This is a genomic window from uncultured Marinobacter sp. (genome assembly GCF_947259545.1).
Taxonomy (GTDB): Bacteria; Pseudomonadota; Gammaproteobacteria; order Pseudomonadales; family Oleiphilaceae; genus Marinobacter.
In genome coordinates this window covers 164,294-184,706 of the sequence record NZ_CAMYMK010000002.1, presented here as the reverse complement: position 1 = coordinate 184,706, position 20,413 = coordinate 164,294, and the positions used below count along the sequence as shown (strand labels likewise).

The window sequence follows — 20,413 nt, the reverse complement described above, 5'->3', positions numbered from 1 at the left end:
CAGTCACCACAGCCCCCGGTGCCAGACCGGTTGATCGGTTACGGTGTGGTACGGTGGCGTCCGGTGCAGGTAAGCCATAGTCAGGGCATCCAACATAGACCATAAGATATCCAGCTTAAATTGGAGGATTTCCAGAGCACGCGCCTGTGAGGCCGCCGTGGTGAAACTGTCCAGGGTGATCGTCAGGCCGTGCTCCACGTCCCGACGTGCCTCCGAGAGTCGCTTACGGAAATAGTGGTATCCGCTCTCTTCGATCCACGGATAATGTTGCGGCCAGCTGTCCAGCCGGGACTGATGGATCTCCGGCGCGAACAACTCCGTCAGTGAGGAACACGCCGCTTCCTGCCAGGTCGCCCGGCGGGCAAAGTTCAGGTAGGCATCCACAGCAAAGCGCACACCGGGCAGTACATGACGTTGGTCAATGACTTCTTCCCGGCTCAACCCGACCGCTTCCGCCAGGCACAACCAGGCTTCAATGCCACCGGCGTCCCCTTCGTGACCGTCATGATCCAGTATCCGTTGCAACCACATCCGCCGCACGCTTGCGTCCGGGCAGTTAGCCATGATCGCGGCGTCTTTCTGGGGGATATTGATCTGATAGTAATACCGGTTGGCCACCCAGCCGCGAATCTGTTCCGGCGTGCATTGTCCGCCATACATGGCTTTATGGTACGGGTGGTGGATGTGGTAATACTGTCCCTTGTCCCGCAAGGCCTGTTCAAAATCCGTGCGGTTCATAGCGGTATTGGCTTTGGCGTTCATGGCTGCCCCGACAGGTCGATGTGCATTCCGTCCCAGGACACCTCAATACCATGGCGCATCAGTTCCGCGCGCTCCGGCGAGTCCTCGTTCAGGATCGGGTTGGTGTTGTTGATATGAATCAGGATCTTGCGCTTCGCCGGCATGGTGTCGAGCACCTCCATCATGCCACCGGGGCCACTCTGGGCCAGGTGCCCCATGGCCTGACCGGTCTTGGTGCCGACCTCCTGGCGGATCATTTCGTCATCATGCCAGACGGTGCCATCCACCATCAGTACATCGGCCTTGCGCATCCAGGCCAGGATTCGTGCGTCCGGCTCACCCAGCCCGGGCGCATAGAGCACGGTCTGCCCGGTGCGGGTGTCTTCCAGAAAGACGCCGATATTATCGCCCGGGTGCGGGTTATCCCGACGCGGTGAATAAGGCGGTGCGTTACTCAGCAGCGGAATCGCAGTGAGCCTCAGGGACGGCGCGCAGGGAATGGTGAACGACTCGTTATCAGTAGCGGGAATTTCCCGCCAGTTCAGCCCCCCGTTCCAGTGCTCCAGCATCCGGAACAACGGAAAACCGCCACTCAGGTCTTCATGAACCTGCTCCGTGCACCAGACATCAAGCGGCAGTCCCTCGCGCAGGGTCAGCAGGCCGGTGGTATGGTCCACCTGGCTATCGATCAACAGCACGGCGCTTATACCGGTGTCCCGTAAAGCTCTGGCTGGCTGCATGGCCGGGAAAGAAGCAAGCTGGGCCCGAATGTCAGGTGATGCGTTAAACAGGATCCAGTGCTCGCCATCTTCGCTGACAGCAATGGAGGATTGGGTTCTCGCCCGGGCATTCAGTGAGCCTTTGCGGAAACCCTCACAGTTGGAGCAATTGCAGTTCCACTGAGGAAAACCACCCCCGGCTGCGGAACCAAGTACGTGGATATGCATGAGAAAAACTCCGGAAGCAAAACGGCCAGCGCCAAAAGGCTGGCCGTTTCGGCTTTCAGCGGTTGGCGAAGTACATGGTGACTTCGAAACCGATGCGCAGATCTTCGTAGGCTGGTTTGGTCCACATAATGCTTACCTCTATTGTCATGATTGTTAGCGCATTCAGGGTGAATCAGCGGCAATGCCGATAACTCATTTCTCATCCTAGCGGTGGTGGCAAAAGAGCCATATGGTACTTTGGCACTGTTTTCAGACCTCCCTAAGTTGAAGGCAACCACACCTCAACAGTGCACTTTTCCAGCCGCCAAAAAAAGGCCCCTGCAGGGGCCCAAAGAGAGTGACAAAGAAAAACCCGACTCTCTTCCGAGAGCCCCCCGGGCAATCGCCGGGGCATCAAAACGCACATCCGATGTGCTGGCCCATGCGCGGGCCCGTGTGGAAGGGCCCGCCCGTCGCTTTCCGATCAGAAGAAGCCCAGCGGGTTGGTGTCGTAGCTCACCAGCATGTTCTTGGTTTGCTGGTAATGATCCAACGCCATCTTGTGGGTTTCACGACCAACACCGGACTTCTTGTAGCCACCGAAGGCAGCGTGTGCCGGGTAAGCGTGGTAGCAGTTCATCCATACCCGACCGGCCTGGATGGCGCGACCCATGCGGTAAGCGCGGTTGGTGTCGCGAGTCCAGACGCCGGCACCCAGACCAAACTCGGTGTCATTGGCGATTGCCAGGGCTTCTTCCTCGGTCTTGAAGGTGGTCACACCCACCACCGGTCCGAAGATTTCTTCCTGGAACACGCGCATCTTGTTGTCGCCCTTGAACAGGGTCGGCTGGATGTAGAAGCCGTTGTTGAACTCAACGCCGAGATCTTCGCGATCACCGCCAGTCAGCACCTCAGCGCCCTCTTCCTTACCAATGGCGAGGTAGGACATGATCTTGTCGAACTGTTCCTTACTCGCCTGCGCGCCCACCTGAACATCAGTATCCAGCGGATTGCCACGCTTGATGGCCTTGGTGCGCTCAACGACCTTCGCCATGAACTCGTCGTACATGTCTTCCTGCACCAGAGCACGGGACGGACAGGTGCAGACTTCACCCTGGTTGAAGAACGCCAGAACCAAACCTTCAACACACTTGTCGACAAACTCGGGTTCGGCCCTCATCACGTCGGAGAAATAGATGTTCGGTGATTTACCACCCAGCTCGACGGTCGAGGGAATGATGTTTTCAGCGGCACACTTGAGGATGTGCGAGCCAACCGGGGTGGAGCCGGTGAAGGCAATCTTGGCGATGCGCTTGCTGGAGGCCAGGGCCTGACCGGCTTCAATGCCGTAGCCGTTAACGATGTTCAGCACGCCCGGCGGCAGCAGGTCACCGATGATCTCCATCAGTACCAGAATGCTGGCAGGTGTTTGCTCGGCAGGCTTGAGCACGGTGCAGTTACCGGCGGCCAGGCACGGGCCCAGTTTCCAGGCCGCCATCAGCAGCGGGAAGTTCCAGGGAATGATCTGGCCCACAACACCCAGCGGCTCGTGGAAATGGTACGCCACGGTGTTCTGGTCGATCTCGCCCATATGGCCTTCCTGGGCGCGGATGCAGCCGGCGAAGTAACGGAAATGATCCGCCGCCAGGGGAATATCGGCATTCAGGGTTTCACGAACGGCTTTGCCGTTGTCCCAGGTCTCGGCAACCGCGAGCCTTTCCAGGTTGGCTTCAATACGGTCCGCAATTTTCAGCAGGATGTTCGAACGTTCCTGGGCAGAGGTCTTGCCCCAGGCCGGCGCGGCCTTGTGGGCGGCATCCAGTGCCAGCTCAACGTCTTCCGCGGTGGAGCGCGGGATCTCACAGATAACATCGCCAGTCACTGGTGTGATGTTCTCGAAATACTGACCTTTCACCGGGGCGACCCACTCGCCGCCGATAAAGTTCTCGTAACGGGGTTTGAAGGAGACGACAGAGCCTTCCTTTCCTGGTTGTGCGTAGATCATGGTGTCGACCTCTTGTTGTGTTTGTCGCTTGGCAACGCGGCCTTTCGCGTTTACCAGTTCAATGTAGACCTCCAAACCAGTTAGGTGAATGATTCGATGGAGGGGAAAAACTCATCCCTTGGTAGTAGGTGACAGGAAGTCCACGGCAGTGTGCGCTGGCGCCCATCGGCCGAATTGTTAAAATTGGCACATCGTCTACAGGCGACTTCGACCCAAAATAGTGCAAGCGCCCTATCTGGGAGCAACGCTTTTCGGGCGAAAATATAAAAACGCTTCAGGAACAATCAGTTAACTAATTGGCACAGACTATGCTGTGCTTCTGGTACGCAGCGAAGAGTCGGTTACTGAAACCACCATCAAAGCGCGACAATCTGACAAATAGTTCAACTAGGGTTCCGGCCTGTTGCTCGCAGTGATGCAAGTGCGAGGCAACACAGGCGACTGGTCCGAGAGTTGACGACCTTTTCCAAGGTTACACGGCGGGACAAAAGCCCGGGAGGATCGTTCAGTGACTGACGTCTCTCGTTTTTTTGAACCCCGTACCAGAAGGAAAAGGCAATGCTCGACTCGCTCAATAGCGCAGCCCCCCTCTACGACGATCTGATTCCCGGCGGATCCCACTGGTCTTTCATCATGCGCCGTGGCCATGTGCTGCGCCTGATTGACGAAACCGGCGGAGCCAATGTCGGCATGTTGATGTACAACCCCGAGAACCCGCTCGAGCGGTACAACATGCCAGACACCCTGAAAAACCAGCACACCTTTCTGCTGACCAAAGGCCATGTATTGCTCTCCGATATGGGGCGAGTATTTGCCTCCATTATTCGAGACGACCTGGGCTGGCACGATACCGTCAGCGGCACCTGCAACGCCGATCTGGTGGAGCAACGCTGGGGCAGGAAGACCTACCAGCAGGCCCACAACCATTACCACCGCAACGGCTTCACCAGCTTCCTCAATGAACTGGCCAAGTATGGACTGGGCAAGAAAGACCTGACCGCCAACCTGAACTGGTTCAGCAAGGTAAAGACCGACGACGAGGGCAAGATGGCCTTCGACGCCAACCACTCCCACGCTGGTGCCACCGTGGACCTGCGCTTCGAGATGGACACCCTCGTGGTGCTGCACACCTGCCCGCACCCGATGAATCCGGCCAGCGAGTACCCAAGCCACGCCGTGCGTTACCAGCTTTTCAAGGCGGCGCCGGTGACCGATGCCGATCCCTGCAGGATCTCGTCGCCGGAGGCCACCCGCGCCTTCGCCAATAACGCCCTGTACCACCTGTTCCAGTAACGGAGGCCGGAGATGATCAAGCAAAGCGAACTGAACCCCGACAACGCCGCCTTCCGTGAAACCGTGCCAGCGGGCGAGTATTTCCTGAAAGTGGTAAAGGCCGGCGAAACCGTCCGTATCCTGGACCTGGAAGGCAACCAGGCCGCCGACACCCTGTTCTACAACGCCCACAACCCGACCGAGCGCTACAGCGCCGTGGACACCATCCGTGAGCAGGGCAATGTGTACCTGACCGCCGGCTCGAAACTGATGTCTTCGGAAAACAACGTGATGCTGGAGATCACCGCCGACACCTGCGGCCGCCACGACACCCTTGGCGGCGCCTGCGCGGCGGAGAGCAACACCACCCGTTACGCCCTTGAGAAAAAGTGCATGCACGCCTGCCGCGACAGCTGGCTGGTGGCGGTTACCGAGCACGAGGAACTGGGCATGACCAAACGGGACATCACCCACAACATCAACTTCTTCATGAACGTGCCGGTTACAGCCGATGGCGGCCTGACCTTTGAGGACGGCATATCCGACGCTGGCAAATACGTGGAGTTGAAGGCGGCAATGGACGTGCTGGTGATGATTTCCAACTGCCCGCAGCTGAACAACCCCTGCAACGGCTGGAACCCGACACCGATTGAGGTGCTGGTATGGAGCTGAGCGGCACCTTCAACACATTCAACACACTCAACAAAGTCCTGATTGCCAACCGCGGCGCCATTGCCTGCCGGGTGATCAGCACCCTGCGGGACATGGGCCTCACCTCGGTGGCGGTCTACGCCGAAGCGGATGCGGATTCCCTGCACGTGCGCCAGGCAGACGAAGCCTGGTCCCTGGGCGAAGGCCCGGCTGCAGCCACCTATCTGGACCAGGACAAGCTGTTCGAGGTTATCCGCAAAAGCGGGGCCGGCGCCATTCACCCGGGTTATGGGTTCCTGAGCGAGAACGCCGATTTTGCCCGGCGCTGTGATGTCGAGGGCGTGGTATTCCTCGGCCCGACCCCGGAGCAGATGGAACAGTTCGGCCTCAAGCATACCGCCCGGGCCCTGGCGGAAAGCGCCAGCGTACCAATGCTGCCCGGCACGGGATTGCTGACAGGCCTGGATGAAGCCCTGAAGGCGGCCGAGAACATTGGCTACCCGGTGATGCTGAAAAGCACCGCCGGTGGAGGCGGCATTGGCATGTCCCGCTGCTACAGCGCCGAGGATCTGAGTAAAAGTTTTGAATCCGTGCAGCGCCTGAGCCAGAACAACTTCAGCAACAGCGGTGTGTTCCTGGAAAAATTCGTGGAACACGCCCGCCACATTGAAGTGCAACTGTTTGGCGATGGCAGGGGCCAGGTACTGGCTCTGGGCGAACGTGATTGTTCCGCCCAACGCCGCAACCAGAAGGTGATCGAGGAAGCTCCCGCACCGGGCCTGAGCGACGATATACGAAGCCGCATGCACGCCACTGCCCGCCTGCTGGGTGAAAGCATCGCCTACCGCAGTGCCGGCACCGTGGAATTTATCTACGACCCGGACACCACCGAGTTCTATTTCCTGGAAGTGAATACCCGCTTACAGGTAGAGCACGGCGTGACCGAGCAGGTTTACGGTGTGGATCTGGTGCGCTGGATGGTGGAACTGGGGGCTGGCACCCTGCCGGACCTGAAGGAACTGAGCCATAACCTCATCGCCTCCGGCCACGCCATACAGGCGAGGATCTACGCCGAGGACCCCAACAAGGATTTCCAGCCCGGCGCGGGATTGCTGACCAACGTGGAATGGCCGGATGAAGACGGATTGAGGATCGATACCTGGATTCAGCCGGGCACCGAAGTCTCCCCCCTGTTCGACCCCATGCTGGCCAAGGTGATCGTGCACGAACAGGATCGCGAGTCGGCCCGCCAGCGCCTGATGCGAGCCCTGGATGGCAGCGAGCTCTACGGAATCGAAACCAACCTCAGGTACGTGCGCCAGGTGCTGGACGACCCGCGCTTTGCCGAAGGCCGTCTGTTTACCCGTACCCTCAACGAATTCAACTACCGGCCAGCAACGGTGGATGTGCTAAGCGGAGGCACCCTGACCACCATCCAGGATTACCCGGGACGGATCGGCTACTGGGAAATCGGCGTGCCGCCCTCCGGCCCGTTCGACAGCTATTCCTTCCGCCTGGGGAATCGCCTGCTGGGCAACCCGGAGAAAGCGCCGGGACTGGAAATCACCCTTAAGGGGCCGGTGCTCAGCTTTAACCGGGCCACCCAGATCGTACTCACCGGCGCACCACTGGACGCGACCCTGGACGATGAGCCGGTCGGTTTCTGGCAGGTGGTTGACGTGCCCGCGGGCGCCACCCTGAAACTCGGCGCCACCACCGGCGACGGCGCACGGGCTTACGTGCTGTTCCGGGGAGGCCTGGAGTGCCCGGAATACCTCACCTCCTGCAGCACGTTCACCCTTGGCCAGTTTGGCGGCCACTGTGGCCGGGCCCTGAGGGCCGGGGATGTACTGGCCTTGAGCGGCGCCGAACCCGTGGCTGCCTACACACTCCCGAACGAACTGAAACCGACCATCGGCAAGACCTGGAAGCTCCATGTGACCTATGGTCCCCATGGTGCGCCGGACTATTTCACCGGCCAGGACATCGATACCTTCTTCGCCAGTGAATGGGAGATCCACTACAACTCCAGCCGCACCGGCGTGCGCCTGATCGGCCCCAAACCGGAATGGGCCCGCAGCGACGGCGGCGAGGCCGGCATGCATCCCTCCAACATCCATGACAACGCCTACGCCGTGGGCACGGTTGATTTCACCGGCGACATGCCCGTCATACTAGGCCCCGATGGCCCCAGCCTCGGCGGGTTCGTCTGCCCGGTCACGGTCATCAGCGCCGATCTCTGGAAACTGGGCCAGCTCAAGGCCGGCGACAAGGTGCAGTTCGTGCCGGTGAGCCAGGATCAGGCTGTCGCCCTGCGTGAAGCCCTGGACGATTCCGTGGCCACGTTGACGGCGGCCACCACTCACATCACGCCGATCAAGCCGGAAACGCCGATCCTGGATTCGCTGGGCACCAACGACCATGAAACTGGCGTGGTGTACCGGGCTGCCGGTGACAATTACGTGCTGGTGGAATACGGCCCCATGGAACTGGACATTCGCCTGCGCTTCCGCGCCCACGCCCTGATGCTGTGGCTGCGGGAGCTGAACCATAATGACATCCTGGAACTGACGCCGGGCATCCGCTCCCTGCAGGTGCACTACGACAGCCGCAAACTGAACCAGCGCATCCTGCTGGACCTGCTGATCAGCGCTGAAAAGGAACTGGAACAGCAGCCGGAATGGGACGTGCCGGCACGTATCGTGCACCTGCCCCTGTCCTGGGATGACGAGGCCTGCCAGACCGCCATTGCCAAATACATGCAGTCAGTGCGCAAGGACGCCCCCTGGTGCCCAAGCAACCTGGAATTCATCCGCCGCATCAACGGGCTGGACAGCATCGACGACGTGAAAAAGACACTCTTCGAGGCCAGCTACCTGGTGATGGGCCTGGGCGATGTCTACCTCGGTGCCCCGGTGGCCACACCCCTGGACCCACGCCACCGGTTAGTCACCACCAAGTACAACCCGGCCCGCACCTGGACCGCGGAGAACTCCGTGGGCATCGGCGGCGCCTACCTGTGCATCTACGGGATGGAAGGCCCCGGTGGTTATCAGTTCGTCGGCCGCACCTTGCAGATGTGGAACCGCTACCGCACCACAGACTTCTTCGAGCCCGGCAAGCCCTGGCTGCTGAGGTTCTTCGACCAGGTGCGCTTCTACGAAGTCAGCGCGGAGGAACTGCAACAGATCCGCCGGGACTTCCCCAATGGCGACTACCCGATGCGCGTCGAGGACACCCGCTTCAACCTGAAGGACTACGAACAGTTCCTCGCCGACAACAACGACGAGATCCAGACCTTCACCGACAAGCGCAAACAGGCCTTCGATGAAGAGCTGCAGCGCTGGATCGAATCCGGCCAGATCAATTTCAGTTCCGAGGCGCCCGTTGAAGATACCGGCGAGGACGACATCGCCAACCTGCCGGCGGGCCAGCACGCGGTGGAAAGCCATGTGGCCGGCAACCTGTGGGAGTGCCTGGTCAAGCCCGGCGACACCATCGAGGCCCAGCGCCCGGTGGCGGTAATCGAGTCCATGAAGATGGAAATCGAGCTTCTCAGCCCGGTTGCCGGACGAGTGGTGAACGTGCTCCGGGAGGCGGGACAGGCGGTCTCGACGGGAACGCCGGTGGTAGTCGTGGAAGAGCTCAGCCAATGAATGCCAACAATCCTGATACCAATAAAACCAGATCGACCAACGCGGGCACTGCCCGAGGAGAGAGACCATGAAAACATCTGACCTGAGCAAGCGCCTGGCGGCCGGCCTGCTGACTGCCTCCCTGTCCATCGGGGCTTTTGCCGAGGAAAAGAAATCCTTCAGCATCGCCTGGACCATCTACGCCGGCTGGGTGCCCTGGCAGTATGCCGAAGACTACGGAATCATGAAGAAGTGGGCGGACAAGTACGATATCGAGGTGGATATTGTGCAGGTCAACGACTACATCGAGTCCATCAACCAGTACACAGCCGGCCAGTTTGATGGTGTGGTTGCCACCAGCATGGACGGCCTGTCGATTCCGGCTGCCTCTGGTGTCGATACTACCGCACTGATCGTCGGGGATTACTCCAACGCCAATGATGGTGTGGTGTCCAAAGATGCGAGGTCCATTGCCGACCTGGAAGGTGAGACCGTCCACCTGGTTGAGTTGTCCGTTTCCCACTACCTGCTGGTCCGCGCCCTCAATACCGTTGGGCTGGAAGAGCGGGATATCAGCGTGGTCAACATTTCCGATGCAGATCTGGTGTCTGCTTTCCAGACCGATGATGTGCGCCATGTTGCCACCTGGAATCCGCTGCTTTCGGAAATTGAAACCTATCCGGATGCCAAAAAACTGTTCGATTCCAGCCAGATTCCGGGCCACATCAAGGATCTGGCGCTGGTGAACACCGAAACGCTGGCCGACAATCCGGCGCTGGGCAAGGCGCTTGTAGGCGCGTGGTATGAAACCATGAGCATCCTGGCGACCGACAGCGAAGAAGGTCAGGAAGCCCGTACCTTCCTTGGCGAGCTGTCCGGTACTGATCAGGCAGGGTATGAAGCACAACTGGCCGGTATGAAGATGTTCTGGGAACCTCAAAGCTCGGTGGACTTCATCAACAGCGAGGAGGCACACGAGGCGATGGACAGTGTCCGTCAGTTCTCCTTCGACAAGGGTCTGCTCGGCCAGAGTGCCATGAGCCCCGACTTCGTCGGCATCGAGTTCCCGAACGGCTCAGTCATGGGAGACGAGGGTAACGTGAAGCTTCGGTTTAACGACGACTACATGCAAATGGCTGCGGACGGGGAGATCTGAGACCGTTGCCCGCGATGACTTTGCCGTATTTTGTGACCAGAGGAGACAACGTATGCGAATGATCAACCGTCATCCCGGGCGAGTCTCAGCCACCCTGCTTGGCCTGCTTCCCTTCCTGTTGATCATGCTGATATACAGCCTGGCCTCCCAGGAGCGCCTGGCGGACAACCCCAACGACAAACTCCTGCCCGGCCTGGAACAGATGACCGCGGCAGTGGATCGCATGGCATTCCAGGAGGATCGCCGCAGCGGTGATTATCTGATGTGGCAGGACACTACCGCCAGCCTGGAACGTCTTGGGCTGGGCATTGGCATTGCCGCCCTGCTGGCCTTGGTGGTAGGCATACTCAATGGGGTTCTGCCGCTGGTCAGGTCCAATCTGGCACCGCTGGTCTCGGCGCTTTCCATGGTTCCGCCCCTGGCGATACTGCCCATACTGTTTATCGTATTCGGCCTGGGGGAACTCTCAAAGGTCATGCTGATTGTCATTGGCACCGCGCCGATTATGATGCGGGATGTGGCACAGCGGGTCCGGGAGCTTCCGGGCGAACAACTGATAAAAATTCAGACCCTTGGCGCTAATTCCTGGCAAGTGATTACCCGCATGGCGCTGCCCCAGGTGTTGCCACGCCTGATTGATGCCGTGCGCCTGAGCCTTGGCCCCGCCTGGTTGTTCCTGATTGCCGCGGAAGCCATCGCGTCCACCGAAGGTCTGGGTTACCGGATCTTCCTGGTTCGGCGCTATCTGGCCATGGACGTGATCCTGCCCTATGTCATCTGGATCACCATTCTCGCCATTGTCATCGACCAGTGCCTGCGTTTTACAAACCGCAGGCTGTTCCCTTGGTATAACACAGGAGGCCACTGATGAGCTTTATTACCGTCAGGAAACTTTGGAAAGAGTATGGTGATCAGGTGGTGCTCGAAAACCTGAACTTGAACGTGGAACAGGGAGAGTTCTGCACTCTGGTGGGTGCTTCCGGCTGCGGGAAGTCCACCTTCCTGAAAATGCTTTTGGGTCAGGAATCTGCCAGCCGGGGCGAATTGTTGCTGGAAGGCGAAGCCTTTCCGGAAGAGCCAGACCGAAACCGGGGCATCGTGTTCCAGCGCTACTCGGTATTCCCACACCTGACGGTGCGCCAGAATGTGCTGATGGGCCTGGAGCTGGAACAGAAACCCTGGTTCGGCAAACTTTTCGGAGCTGCGCGACGTGAGGCACTGGAGCAAGTGGACGCCATGCTCGAATCTGTAGGACTTGGCCACTCAGCCGACAAATGGCCCCACGAGCTGTCCGGCGGCATGCAGCAAAGGCTAGCCATTGCCCAGTCCCTGATTATGCGTCCCCGAGTGCTGTTGCTGGATGAACCATTCGGTGCACTGGATCCCGGCATTCGTGGTGATATGCACGACCTTCTACTCAAACTCTGGCAGGAAACCGGCACGACCATTTTCATGGTTACCCACGATCTGAAAGAAGGCTTCTACCTGGGCACCCGGCTACTGGTCTTCGACAAGGTTCGCAACGACCCCCACAATCCCCAGGCATTCGGCGCCACGATCACCTATGACCTTCCGATCGATCAGACCGACCAGAATCTGTATGAGGATATAAACAACTCAGTCAACCAGACGGCAAGGCATCAGGCAGCGTGAACGCAAAAGGGGCTGCCCGGAAGCAGCCCCTTTCAAGCCGGTACAACACCGGCTCTTTTGCGGATCACTGACTAGCTACACGATCCTTCGGCAGTTTGAACGTCCAGACCATACCGCCCTGGTTGAAGTCCTTGACCACCTTGGCCACTTCACCGCCCCAGAGCGGCACTGCACCACCCCAGCCGGATGCAACAGAGACGTACTGCTCGCCATCCATGGTCCAGGTCACCGGCGTACCGACCACGCCGGAACCGGTATTGAAGCGGTAGAGCTCTTCGCCGGTCTTGGCATCAAAGGCCTTCAGGTAGCCCTCAGGTGTGCCGGTGAATACCAGGTTGCCGGCAGTGGTCATGACACCACCCCACAGCGGCGCGGTGTTCTCATAGCGCCAGACTTCCTTGCCGGTTTTCGGATCCATCGCACGCAGCACACCGATGTAGTCGTCGTTAGCTGGTTTGATGGTAAAGCCCGCGCCCAGGAAGGCTGCGCCTTTCTTGTAGGAAACCGGCTCATTCCAGATATCCATGGACCATTCATTGGAAGGCACATAGAACAACTCGGTATCCTGACTGTAGGCCATGGGCATCCAGTTCTTGCCGCCCAGGAAGGCCGGCTGGGCTACAACCACTTCACCCTTGCTTCCCTCCATTGCCGCAGGATCACCCGGACGTCCGCCCTTGGTGTAGATGGGGCGACCGGTCTTGGGATCCAGACCCTCGGCCCAGGTGATCTTGTCCACAAACGGGAAGCCACGGATAAAGTCACCGTTTTCCCGGTTAAGGACGTAGAAGAAGCCGTTACGGTCTGCGGTGGCAGCTGCTTTTACGGTTTTGCCCTTTTCCTTGTAATCGAAGGAAATCAGCTCGTTGACACCATCATAGTCCCAGCCATCGTGGGGCGTGGTCTGGAAGTGCCACTTGATGCTGCCATCGTCCGGGTCGATGGCCAGACGCGAGGAGGAAAACAGGTTATCGCCGGGGCGCAGGTGCGAGTTCCACGGTGCGGGGTTACCGGTACCGAAGAACAGCGAGTCGGTATCCGGATCGTAGGTGCCACCCAGCCAGGTGGCGGCGCCGCCATTTTTCCACATGTCGCCGGGCCAGGTTACGCCGGCCTTGCCACCGGAAATGCCGTTTTCAATTTTCTTGCCGTCTTTGTATACATAGCCCATGTGGCCTTCCACCGTGGGACGGGTCCACACCACGTCACCGGTATTGGCGTCATAGGCTTCGACCTTGCCAACGATACCGAATTCGCCGCCGGAGACACCGGTGATCACCTTGCCCTTGACCACAATTGGTGCCGCAGTAATCGCGTAGCCTGCCTGATAATCGGCCACCTTCTTGATCCACATCGGCTTGCCGGTGTCCTTGTTCAGGGCAACCAGCTTGGCGTCGAGGGTACCGAAAATCACCTTGTCGTCGTACAGGGCAACGCCCCGGTTCACCACGTCACAGCAAGGCATGATGCCATCCGGCAGGCGGGCGTCGTACTGCCAGATTTCCTCGCCGGTGCGCGCATCGATGGCGTAGACACGGGAATAGGACGCGGTGACATACATCACCCCATCCTTGATCAGCGGCTGGGACTCCTGACCGCGCATTTTCTCACTGCCGAAAGAGAACGCCCAGGCTGGCTGCAGATGCTGAACGTTGCTGGTGTTGAGATCTTCCAGAATGCTGTAACGCTGACCCTGGGTTCCCATGCCGTAACTGACGACGTCCTCAGGGGTCTTATGGTCATTCATGATGTCTTTGTCGGTCACCGCATGGGCGCCGTACGACACCGCCAGCGCCAGGGCGCTGGCAGCAATGCGAATCCCGAACTTGTTCGTTCTCATGGTTGCGCTCTCCAAGTCTCTTGTTTTCGGTTCTCTGTTTTCCGTTTCAGGGCGAACCGGGAACTTTTCCCGCCTCTAATAAGATTCTTCGCTTTAGGAGAAAAACCGACAATTACCCCCCGGAACAGGTTTTCTCATCACTTGGTACTACTACTCCCCAAAAAAAAGCCCGCGAGGATGTCGCGGGCTTCGCAATAGGAGGTGGAGATTCAAAGTTCGCCTGAAGCTTTTGCCAGCGCCTCCTCGCTGAGGAACTCCCGATAGTACTGGGGCACGCTGTAACGAAGCTCCAGCTGGGCAAACAGGGACTGCAGGTCACCGGATTTGACCAGATCACCGATGATCGCTTCCAGGGCGTACCCCAATTGCCGATGGGTATGCTTGATCGCCATGCCCACATCCCAGACCTGCTTGCCAATGGCGGGGAAACCATTGCCAGCGAGCTGGAAATCCCCGTTCTCCGGCCGACTCATCTCATGGTCAATCTCGGCGCGCATACCCATAACGGCACTGACCTCGCCGTTGCGCATCGCCGCGAAAGCCTCGCGCACATTGGCGTAGTGCCGAACCTGATCCCGCAAGCGCCCCTGCAGACCGGAGCTCAGGTAGAAATCCGGCAGGGTATCGATTTCCACGCCAATGGGGTGATACTGGAACACCGCCACGGTCTCGACGGCATCCAGCTTTTCCGGATTGAAAGCAATCTGCCAGGTTTCCTGCTGGTAAGGCCCGAACAACACTACCTGCTCATTGATGTATTCCCCCGTGGAATCCTGCATGTAGGCGTACTTCTTGTCGTAGGGAACGCGCATCATCACGTCGGCCAAACGACGCTTGGCCAGGTAGTGCCCTTTCCAGACATTATTGCGCAGGTCATCGCCCAGATTTTCGTCGGGGACGATCCAGTGCACCCTGAACTCCACGCCCATTGCCTCAGCAATCCGCTTGCCGATCTCAATGTCGATGCCCCGGGGCTCGCCGTCCACCTGGTACGAATAGGGCGGGAAGTTTTCATAGACCCCGACCTTGAGATAACCGGACTCCAGAATAATGTCGTAGGTCCGGTCCGCCGGTCGGTTCAGTAACGGGTCACCATCATCCACTTCCTGGGCAACCCCCAGCTGGCAAAGCAGCAACAATGCAAGGATACGAGACAGTATTTTCATTGTTTTCCCCCAACGACGTCGGGCCGGCACAAGGCCGGCCCGCAAACAGGCTTCAATGCAGAACAGGTGCGGCCATTATTCCGGCTTCGGCAGGGACTCCACATAGGTCCGTATGGCCCATATGGCGTTCTGATCCAGAGTCTTTTTCCAGGATGGCATGCCACGATCGGTGCCATTGAGCACGCGGTTCACGTAGTACTCGTCATCCCATTCGGTCAGTTCCCGAAGGTCCGGGGTCAGGCCGCCAGACATGGCACGGATGCCGTGGCAGCCGGCACAGTTGCCGGCGTAGGCGCTCTCCCCTACCTCGATGGCCTGGACATTGTAATCACCATGCTCATTGCCCTCGCGGAAGGGGTTTTCCGTACGAACGTCATCCCCCAGCTCGGGCAAGTTGCCGGTATCCACCTCCTGAGGCGTTACGTTGCCATGGGCCATGACCAGGCCGGCAACTCCCATAAGAGTGGCCGCCAGGAGTGCGTTAAGTGAAAAGGAAGTTGCCATTGTTGCTACCTCTTGTTTTGATTCCCCGTGCGTTGGCTATTGGAGTTATCAGGTGCCAACTTGCTGACTTCCAGTCTAGGAATCCCGACTTCGAATCCGAATGCCACTTTGGGGGTTTTGACCTAGTTCCTTGGTAGTAGATGGTGAGAGCGAAGGCCAAAGCACGAGAATGACAAGCCACACCGAAAAACTGCCCGTTACTCAGGCACAAGCTTGATGCTCGGGAATTTTTCCCCTTTTTTTTCGGCATTTTCCCGGTTCCCGGATGATTATTTCCGTCGCTCCCGTCGAGGCTCAAGGCTAATACTCTGAGCGTCGACGCCACGAGCAAGACGTTGGCCACAACAAAAACCAAGGGGAAATTTATGACTAACACCACACGTAAACACCCATTACTTAGAGGCATTGGTCTCGCCCTGGTGCTGGGCTCAACTACCGGCATGGCAGCCCTGGGTCACGCAAAAGAAGTTACCTGGCAGGACATCGCCAATGATGCGGAAACGACGGCAGACGTACTGGGTTATGGCATTGGACCGAAGGCTCAGCGCTACAGCCCGATGACGACTATCAATCGTGACAACGTCGAGCGTCTGGTACCTGCCTGGTCGTTCTCATTCGGCGACGAAAAACAACGGGGGCAGGAGTCACAGGCACTTGTCCATGATGGTGTCATCTACATAACCGGTTCTTACTCCCGACTCTTTGCGCTGGATGCCAAGACCGGGGAGAAAATCTGGGAATACAACCATCGACTTCCAGAGGGCATCCGCCCCTGCTGTGACGTCGTCAACCGGGGAGCAGCCATCTTCGGCGACAAGGTTTTCTTCGGCACTCTGGACGCTGGCATCGTTGCCCTGAACAAGGACACCGGCAAGGTTGCCTGGCGGGAAAAGTTCGCCGACCATGAAGCCGGCTATACCATGACTGGCGCGCCCGTACTGGTAAAAGATCAGAAAACGGGCAAGGTACTTTTGATTCATGGTTCCTCTGGCGATGAATTCGGAGTGGTCGGCAAGCTGTTTGCCCGCGACCCGGACACCGGCGAAGAAATCTGGATGCGCCCATTTTTGGAAGGTCACTACGGCCGCCTCAATGGTGAAAAGAGCACACCAACCGGCGACCCCCGCGCTCCAAGCTGGCCGGATGATCCCAACACTGAAACAGGCAAAGTGGAAGCCTGGAGTCATGGCGGTGGCGCCCCCTGGCAAAGCGCCAGCTTTGACACCGAAACCAACACCATCATCATTGGTGCAGGCAATCCGGCACCCTGGAACACCTGGAAACGAACCTCTCCCGGCGGGGATCCCGCGGATTATGACAACCTCTATACCTCCGGCCAGGTGGGCGTAGACCCGACCACCGGTGAGGTGAAGTGGTTCTACCAGCACACCCCGAATGACGCCTGGGATTTCTCTGGCAACAACGAGCTGGTGTTGTTCGAATACGACGAAAATGGCGAAACCGTCAAGGCAACGGCACACGCTGACCGAAACGGCTTCTTCTACGTCGTTGACCGTGAAAACGGCGAGTTCAAAAAGGGCTTCCCGTTCGTCGATAACATTACCTGGGCCGAGGGCATTGGAGAGGACGGCCGCCCGATCGAGGTGGAAGGCCAACGCCCGCCACCCGTTGCGGAAGGTGAAACTCGCGGTGAATCCATTGAGGTATCTCCCCCCTTCCTCGGTGGCAAGAATTGGAACCCGATGGCCTACAGCCAGGACACCGGTCTTTTTTACGTGCCCGCCAACCACTGGAAAGAGGACTACTGGACCGAAGAGGTTACCTACAAAAAAGGCGCCGCCTACCTTGGTCAGGGCTTCCGGATCAAGCGCATGTTTGACGACCACGTGGGCACTCTTCGGGCCATGAACCCGGTTACTGGTGAAGTTGAATGGGAGCACAAGGAGAATATGCCTCTGTGGGCCGGCGTTCTCACCACCAAGGGTGGCCTGGTCTTTACCGGCACCGGTGACGGTTTCCTCAAGGCATTCGATGCGGAAACCGGTGAAGAGCTCTGGAAGTTCCAGACCGGCTCGGGAATCATCTCGTCGCCGATCACCTGGGAAATGGATGGCGAGCAGTACATCGGCGTTGCCTCGGGCTATGGTGGCGCGGTGCCATTATGGGGCGGCGACATGGCTGAGCTGACCAAGCCCATCTCGCAAGGCGGCTCATTCTGGGTCTTCAAGATGCCTTCCTGGGCACAGGCTTCCCGCTAACTGTCCCTCCGGCCTGGGCCTGGCACTTCGCCAGGCCCCTTTTTTCTCCGATTGGGGAGTACAACCATGAAACCTGTCGTTACCGCATCACTGTTGTTATTCATCACACCGGCACTGGCTGGCGATTACATGGCAGACCTGGATCAGGCACCGGTTATCAACGGCTGCAAACTGGAACGGGACACAAGCTGTGCAGGCACAGACCTTCAGGGCGCCGATCTGTCCAATATGGATCTCCGTTCCGCCAACTTCCGGGGCGCCAACCTGTCCGGCGCCAACCTCAGCCACACCAACCTGAGAGGTGCCAACCTCGACGGCGCGAACCTAGACGCTGTCACCGGTTACCGGATTCAGGTTTACCGCGCCAGCATGCGGGGCGCAACGCTCAGAAATGCGAGGCTGCAGGGAATGCAGGGGGAATATCTGTTTGCGCAGGGAGCGGATTTCAGCGGGGCAGATCTTACTGGAGCCAACTTCGATTTCTCCCGGTTCTCCGGGGCGACCCTGGTAAACGCCAACATGCCCTATAGCAGCTTCGAGATCTCCTGGCTGCCGAAGGCCAACCTGGAGGGCGCCAATCTGAAGGGTGCCAATCTGCAGGAAGCCAAACTGGGGCTCGCCAACCTTGCCAACGCGGACCTCACCGGCACGCGCATTCATTACGCCACCTTCGAGGGAACCTACATGGAGGGCTGCACCGCCTGCCCCTTTGACTGGTGATCCAGGGCGGGCTCAGACCCGCCTTGCTTCCTCAAGCTGACCATAGCGAATCAAGCCCGCATCCACTGCCAGGTGAATCAGCTCAACGGACGAGGAGACCTGGAGTTTACTTTTCAGGCCCGCCAGGTGGTTGGAAACCGTCTTGCTACTCACGCACAATCGCTCGGCAATACCCGGAACACTCTCGCCGCGGGCATACATCAGCAGCACTTCCATTTCCCGCTGGGTCATTTCCTTCAACCGGAAATCTACCGGCCGCTCCTGATTCATCGCCAGCCGGGTTGCAATGGGATGTTCGATATAGGGCTGCCCGGATGCCACCCGCTTTACCGCTTCCGCCAGTTCGTCGGGTGCGCAGCTTTTGGATACAAAGCCGAGGCCGCCAACATCCAGGGCCTGGCGCACCATGGGTAGTTCGTCGTGCATGGTAAAAAACAGAATTGCAGCGCCACGCCAGCGCTGTCGAAGTCGCCGCGCCACCTCCAGACCGGAAATATCGGGCAAGCCCATATCCAGCAACACCACATCCGGTCGCAATTCCCCGTACCGGACCACCGCGTCCTGGCCATTGTCGATTTCGGTGATGGCCACTGCCGGAAGCATTGAGCGCAGGAGATTGGCGATCCCCTGCCGGACCACTTGGTGATCATCCACAATCATCAGTTTCACAGTGCACCTCCGGGTGTTGGATAAAGCCGGGCAAGGGGCACGGCGAGCCGGATGCGGGTTCCCTCTCCCGTACGGCTCAAAAACTCCACCTCGCCACCGAGACAGCGGGCCCGCTCGCGCATTGAGCGCACCCCGAGGCCAGCGTTATCAAGCAACTGGTCATTACCGACGCCATCATCACGCACTTCAATACTCAGCTCATTGTCATTGCGTGCGACCGCCAAAGTGGCGCAGGAAGCATTGGCATGGCGAGAAATATTATTCAGTGCTTCCTGAAGGAAGCGGTACAGATGGGTTTGCTGCTCACCGGTAAACTCTGGCAGGCGCTCATCCATGGCCAGGCGGCAGTCCAGGCCACTGAGTTGCTGCCATTGCTCGCTCAGGTGCCGGATCGCACTGCCCAGGCCCAGCTGTTCCATAACCAGCGGGTGCAGATCCTGTAGCAGGTGGCGGAAATGTTTCTGGATGGTCTCGCAGTGTTCGGCCAGGTCCCGGGCCTGCTGTTTTTGCCGCTCACTCAGCTTCGGGTCGTAGAGCAGGCTGCGGGACTGGGCCCGGATGCCGGTGAGGTACTGACCGAGGTCATCGTGCAGAACCCGGGCAATGTGTTCCCGCTCCCGGTCCTGTAACTGCAGCAATTCATTCACCAGGCGACTGACCGTCCGCTGCTCCGATTCCAGAGCACCGGCCATGGAGTTGAACCGGCACACCAGCGAATCCAGTTCCTGCTCCCTCTGTCGCGGCAACCGGGACGTAAGCTGGCCTTCAGAGACTGCTTCCATGGCCGCGGAAAGCCTGGAGAGCGTACGCATGCCCCGCCGGACCATGACAAACAGCGCGAGGAAGCACAGGGCCATCCCGATCGCGTAAGAGCCCGAAATCAGCAGAAAACCTTCCCATATCTCCTCGACTTCATCCGACGGATCAATCTGCCAGCCATTGATAACCGGGCGCACCGATTGCCCCGCAATTATGTCCGAGAACCAGTCAGGAACCCGGGCACCGTATCCCGCACCAGGCTCACTGGCAGGGCGGAGGTGGCGCGCACTCTCAACCAGCGATGCCGGCAGGCTTGCCGGGACACCCAGACTTTGCGCCAGACCTGCCACACCATCCAGTTCACGCTGGACGTCGTGCCTGGCCTGCTGGCCATAGAGCAGCCCACCGAACAGATAGATGACGATAAAAACCGCCAGCATCAACAGGGAAATCTTCCGGTATACAGTCATTATTGTTGTCCGCTTCAGTTCCAGGAC

General features: G+C 58.9%; 17 protein-coding genes and 1 riboswitch. Of the genes, 8 read left to right on the top strand and 9 right to left on the bottom strand.

Annotated elements, in window-relative coordinates; all coding sequences use genetic code 11:
- Positions 1-3: 3 nt before the first annotated feature.
- The 4 genes from pqqC to Q0Y21_RS01010 form a co-directional block, all read right to left on the bottom strand.
- A complete protein-coding gene (pqqC, locus tag Q0Y21_RS01025; protein WP_297790689.1) occupies positions 4-762 on the bottom strand; it encodes a pyrroloquinoline-quinone synthase PqqC in 759 nt (252 codons plus the stop codon).
- Positions 759-1,688, bottom strand: coding sequence for a pyrroloquinoline quinone biosynthesis protein PqqB (pqqB, locus tag Q0Y21_RS01020; protein WP_297790687.1), 930 nt, complete (start codon positions 1,686-1,688; stop codon positions 759-761). Before pqqB ends, pqqC begins: the two co-directional genes overlap by 4 nt.
- Positions 1,689-1,743: 55 nt before the next feature.
- Positions 1,744-1,815 carry a pyrroloquinoline quinone precursor peptide PqqA gene (gene pqqA / locus Q0Y21_RS01015; protein ID WP_007153157.1) on the bottom strand — a complete coding sequence of 24 codons (72 nt, stop codon included), beginning with the start codon at positions 1,813-1,815 and terminating at the stop codon, positions 1,744-1,746.
- Between the two features lie 336 nt (positions 1,816-2,151).
- On the bottom strand, positions 2,152-3,672 hold the full coding sequence (locus tag Q0Y21_RS01010; RefSeq protein WP_297790685.1) for an aldehyde dehydrogenase family protein: 1,521 nt from the start codon (positions 3,670-3,672) through the stop codon (positions 2,152-2,154).
- A 376-nt stretch (positions 3,673-4,048) separates the two neighbouring features.
- Positions 4,049-4,173: riboswitch (guanidine-I (ykkC/yxkD leader) on the top strand.
- Between the two features lie 57 nt (positions 4,174-4,230).
- On the opposite strand from Q0Y21_RS01010, the gene Q0Y21_RS01005 reads away from it, so the two are divergent.
- From Q0Y21_RS01005 to Q0Y21_RS00980, 6 genes are all read left to right on the top strand, one after another.
- A complete protein-coding gene (locus Q0Y21_RS01005) occupies positions 4,231-4,965 on the top strand; it encodes an urea amidolyase associated protein UAAP1 (protein ID WP_297790683.1) in 735 nt (244 codons plus the stop codon).
- Between the two features lie 12 nt (positions 4,966-4,977).
- Positions 4,978-5,616, top strand: a complete 639-nt coding sequence (locus Q0Y21_RS01000) for an urea amidolyase associated protein UAAP2 (RefSeq protein WP_297790681.1) — start codon at positions 4,978-4,980, stop codon at positions 5,614-5,616.
- Complete coding sequence (gene uca / locus Q0Y21_RS00995) at positions 5,607-9,251, top strand: urea carboxylase (RefSeq protein ID WP_297790679.1); 3,645 nt, start codon at positions 5,607-5,609, stop codon at positions 9,249-9,251. Before Q0Y21_RS01000 ends, uca begins: the two co-directional genes overlap by 10 nt.
- A 67-nt stretch (positions 9,252-9,318) precedes the next feature.
- Positions 9,319-10,386 (top strand): putative urea ABC transporter substrate-binding protein, encoded by a 1,068-nt coding sequence (locus Q0Y21_RS00990; protein WP_297790677.1) that lies wholly within the window; start codon positions 9,319-9,321, stop codon positions 10,384-10,386.
- Between the two features lie 52 nt (positions 10,387-10,438).
- Positions 10,439-11,254, top strand: coding sequence for an ABC transporter permease (locus tag Q0Y21_RS00985; protein ID WP_297790676.1), 816 nt, complete (start codon positions 10,439-10,441; stop codon positions 11,252-11,254).
- Entirely contained in the window at positions 11,254-12,039 is a 786-nt protein-coding gene (locus Q0Y21_RS00980; protein WP_297790673.1) for an ABC transporter ATP-binding protein, read from the top strand. The genes Q0Y21_RS00985 and Q0Y21_RS00980 overlap by 1 nt, the downstream gene beginning before the upstream one ends.
- 64 nt (positions 12,040-12,103) lie before the next feature.
- Here Q0Y21_RS00980 and Q0Y21_RS00975 read toward each other — a convergent pair whose 3' ends face one another.
- From Q0Y21_RS00975 to pedF, 3 genes are all read right to left on the bottom strand, one after another.
- Positions 12,104-13,879 carry a PQQ-dependent methanol/ethanol family dehydrogenase gene (locus Q0Y21_RS00975; protein ID WP_297790671.1) on the bottom strand — a complete coding sequence of 592 codons (1,776 nt, stop codon included), beginning with the start codon at positions 13,877-13,879 and terminating at the stop codon, positions 12,104-12,106.
- A gap of 209 nt (positions 13,880-14,088) precedes the next feature.
- Complete coding sequence (locus Q0Y21_RS00970) at positions 14,089-15,045, bottom strand: transporter substrate-binding domain-containing protein (protein ID WP_297790669.1); 957 nt, start codon at positions 15,043-15,045, stop codon at positions 14,089-14,091.
- A 75-nt stretch (positions 15,046-15,120) separates the two neighbouring features.
- Complete coding sequence (gene pedF / locus Q0Y21_RS00965) at positions 15,121-15,549, bottom strand: cytochrome c-550 PedF (RefSeq protein WP_297790667.1); 429 nt, start codon at positions 15,547-15,549, stop codon at positions 15,121-15,123.
- A gap of 365 nt (positions 15,550-15,914) precedes the next feature.
- Here pedF and Q0Y21_RS00960 point away from each other — a divergent pair, with 365 nt between their 5' ends.
- Together Q0Y21_RS00960 and Q0Y21_RS00955 are read left to right on the top strand one after the other, a co-directional pair.
- On the top strand, positions 15,915-17,768 hold the full coding sequence (locus tag Q0Y21_RS00960) for a methanol/ethanol family PQQ-dependent dehydrogenase (protein ID WP_366517644.1): 1,854 nt from the start codon (positions 15,915-15,917) through the stop codon (positions 17,766-17,768).
- 66 nt (positions 17,769-17,834) lie between these two features.
- Positions 17,835-18,488: a pentapeptide repeat-containing protein gene (locus tag Q0Y21_RS00955; protein WP_297790665.1), complete on the top strand. Its 654-nt coding sequence runs from the start codon at positions 17,835-17,837 to the stop codon at positions 18,486-18,488.
- A 12-nt stretch (positions 18,489-18,500) separates the two neighbouring features.
- Here the strand turns inward: Q0Y21_RS00955 and Q0Y21_RS00950 are convergent, their stop codons facing one another.
- Positions 18,501-19,157: a response regulator transcription factor gene (locus tag Q0Y21_RS00950; protein WP_297790663.1), complete on the bottom strand. Its 657-nt coding sequence runs from the start codon at positions 19,155-19,157 to the stop codon at positions 18,501-18,503.
- Positions 19,154-20,386 carry a HAMP domain-containing protein gene (locus tag Q0Y21_RS00945; RefSeq protein ID WP_297790661.1) on the bottom strand — a complete coding sequence of 411 codons (1,233 nt, stop codon included), beginning with the start codon at positions 20,384-20,386 and terminating at the stop codon, positions 19,154-19,156. The genes Q0Y21_RS00950 and Q0Y21_RS00945 overlap by 4 nt, the downstream gene beginning before the upstream one ends.
- Positions 20,387-20,413: the final 27 nt, after the last annotated feature.

Excerpts from the sequence above, each read along its gene's own strand:
- pqqC (WP_297790689.1), bottom strand. The coding sequence starts at position 762 with ATGAACGCCAAAGCCAATACCGCTATGAACCGCACGGATTTTGAACAG.
- pqqB (WP_297790687.1), bottom strand. The coding sequence starts at position 1,688 with ATGCATATCCACGTACTTGGTTCCGCAGCCGGGGGTGGTTTTCCTCAG.
- Q0Y21_RS01010 (WP_297790685.1), bottom strand. The coding sequence starts at position 3,672 with ATGATCTACGCACAACCAGGAAAGGAAGGCTCTGTCGTCTCCTTCAAA.
- Q0Y21_RS01005 (WP_297790683.1), top strand. The coding sequence starts at position 4,231 with ATGCTCGACTCGCTCAATAGCGCAGCCCCCCTCTACGACGATCTGATT.
- Q0Y21_RS01000 (WP_297790681.1), top strand. The coding sequence starts at position 4,978 with ATGATCAAGCAAAGCGAACTGAACCCCGACAACGCCGCCTTCCGTGAA.
- uca (WP_297790679.1), top strand. The coding sequence starts at position 5,607 with ATGGAGCTGAGCGGCACCTTCAACACATTCAACACACTCAACAAAGTC.
- Q0Y21_RS00990 (WP_297790677.1), top strand. The coding sequence starts at position 9,319 with ATGAAAACATCTGACCTGAGCAAGCGCCTGGCGGCCGGCCTGCTGACT.
- Q0Y21_RS00985 (WP_297790676.1), top strand. The coding sequence starts at position 10,439 with ATGCGAATGATCAACCGTCATCCCGGGCGAGTCTCAGCCACCCTGCTT.
- Q0Y21_RS00980 (WP_297790673.1), top strand. The coding sequence starts at position 11,254 with ATGAGCTTTATTACCGTCAGGAAACTTTGGAAAGAGTATGGTGATCAG.
- Q0Y21_RS00975 (WP_297790671.1), bottom strand. The coding sequence starts at position 13,879 with ATGAGAACGAACAAGTTCGGGATTCGCATTGCTGCCAGCGCCCTGGCG.
- Q0Y21_RS00970 (WP_297790669.1), bottom strand. The coding sequence starts at position 15,045 with ATGAAAATACTGTCTCGTATCCTTGCATTGTTGCTGCTTTGCCAGCTG.
- pedF (WP_297790667.1), bottom strand. The coding sequence starts at position 15,549 with ATGGCAACTTCCTTTTCACTTAACGCACTCCTGGCGGCCACTCTTATG.
- Q0Y21_RS00960 (WP_366517644.1), top strand. The coding sequence starts at position 15,915 with ATGACTAACACCACACGTAAACACCCATTACTTAGAGGCATTGGTCTC.
- Q0Y21_RS00955 (WP_297790665.1), top strand. The coding sequence starts at position 17,835 with ATGAAACCTGTCGTTACCGCATCACTGTTGTTATTCATCACACCGGCA.
- Q0Y21_RS00945 (WP_297790661.1), bottom strand. The coding sequence starts at position 20,386 with ATGACTGTATACCGGAAGATTTCCCTGTTGATGCTGGCGGTTTTTATC.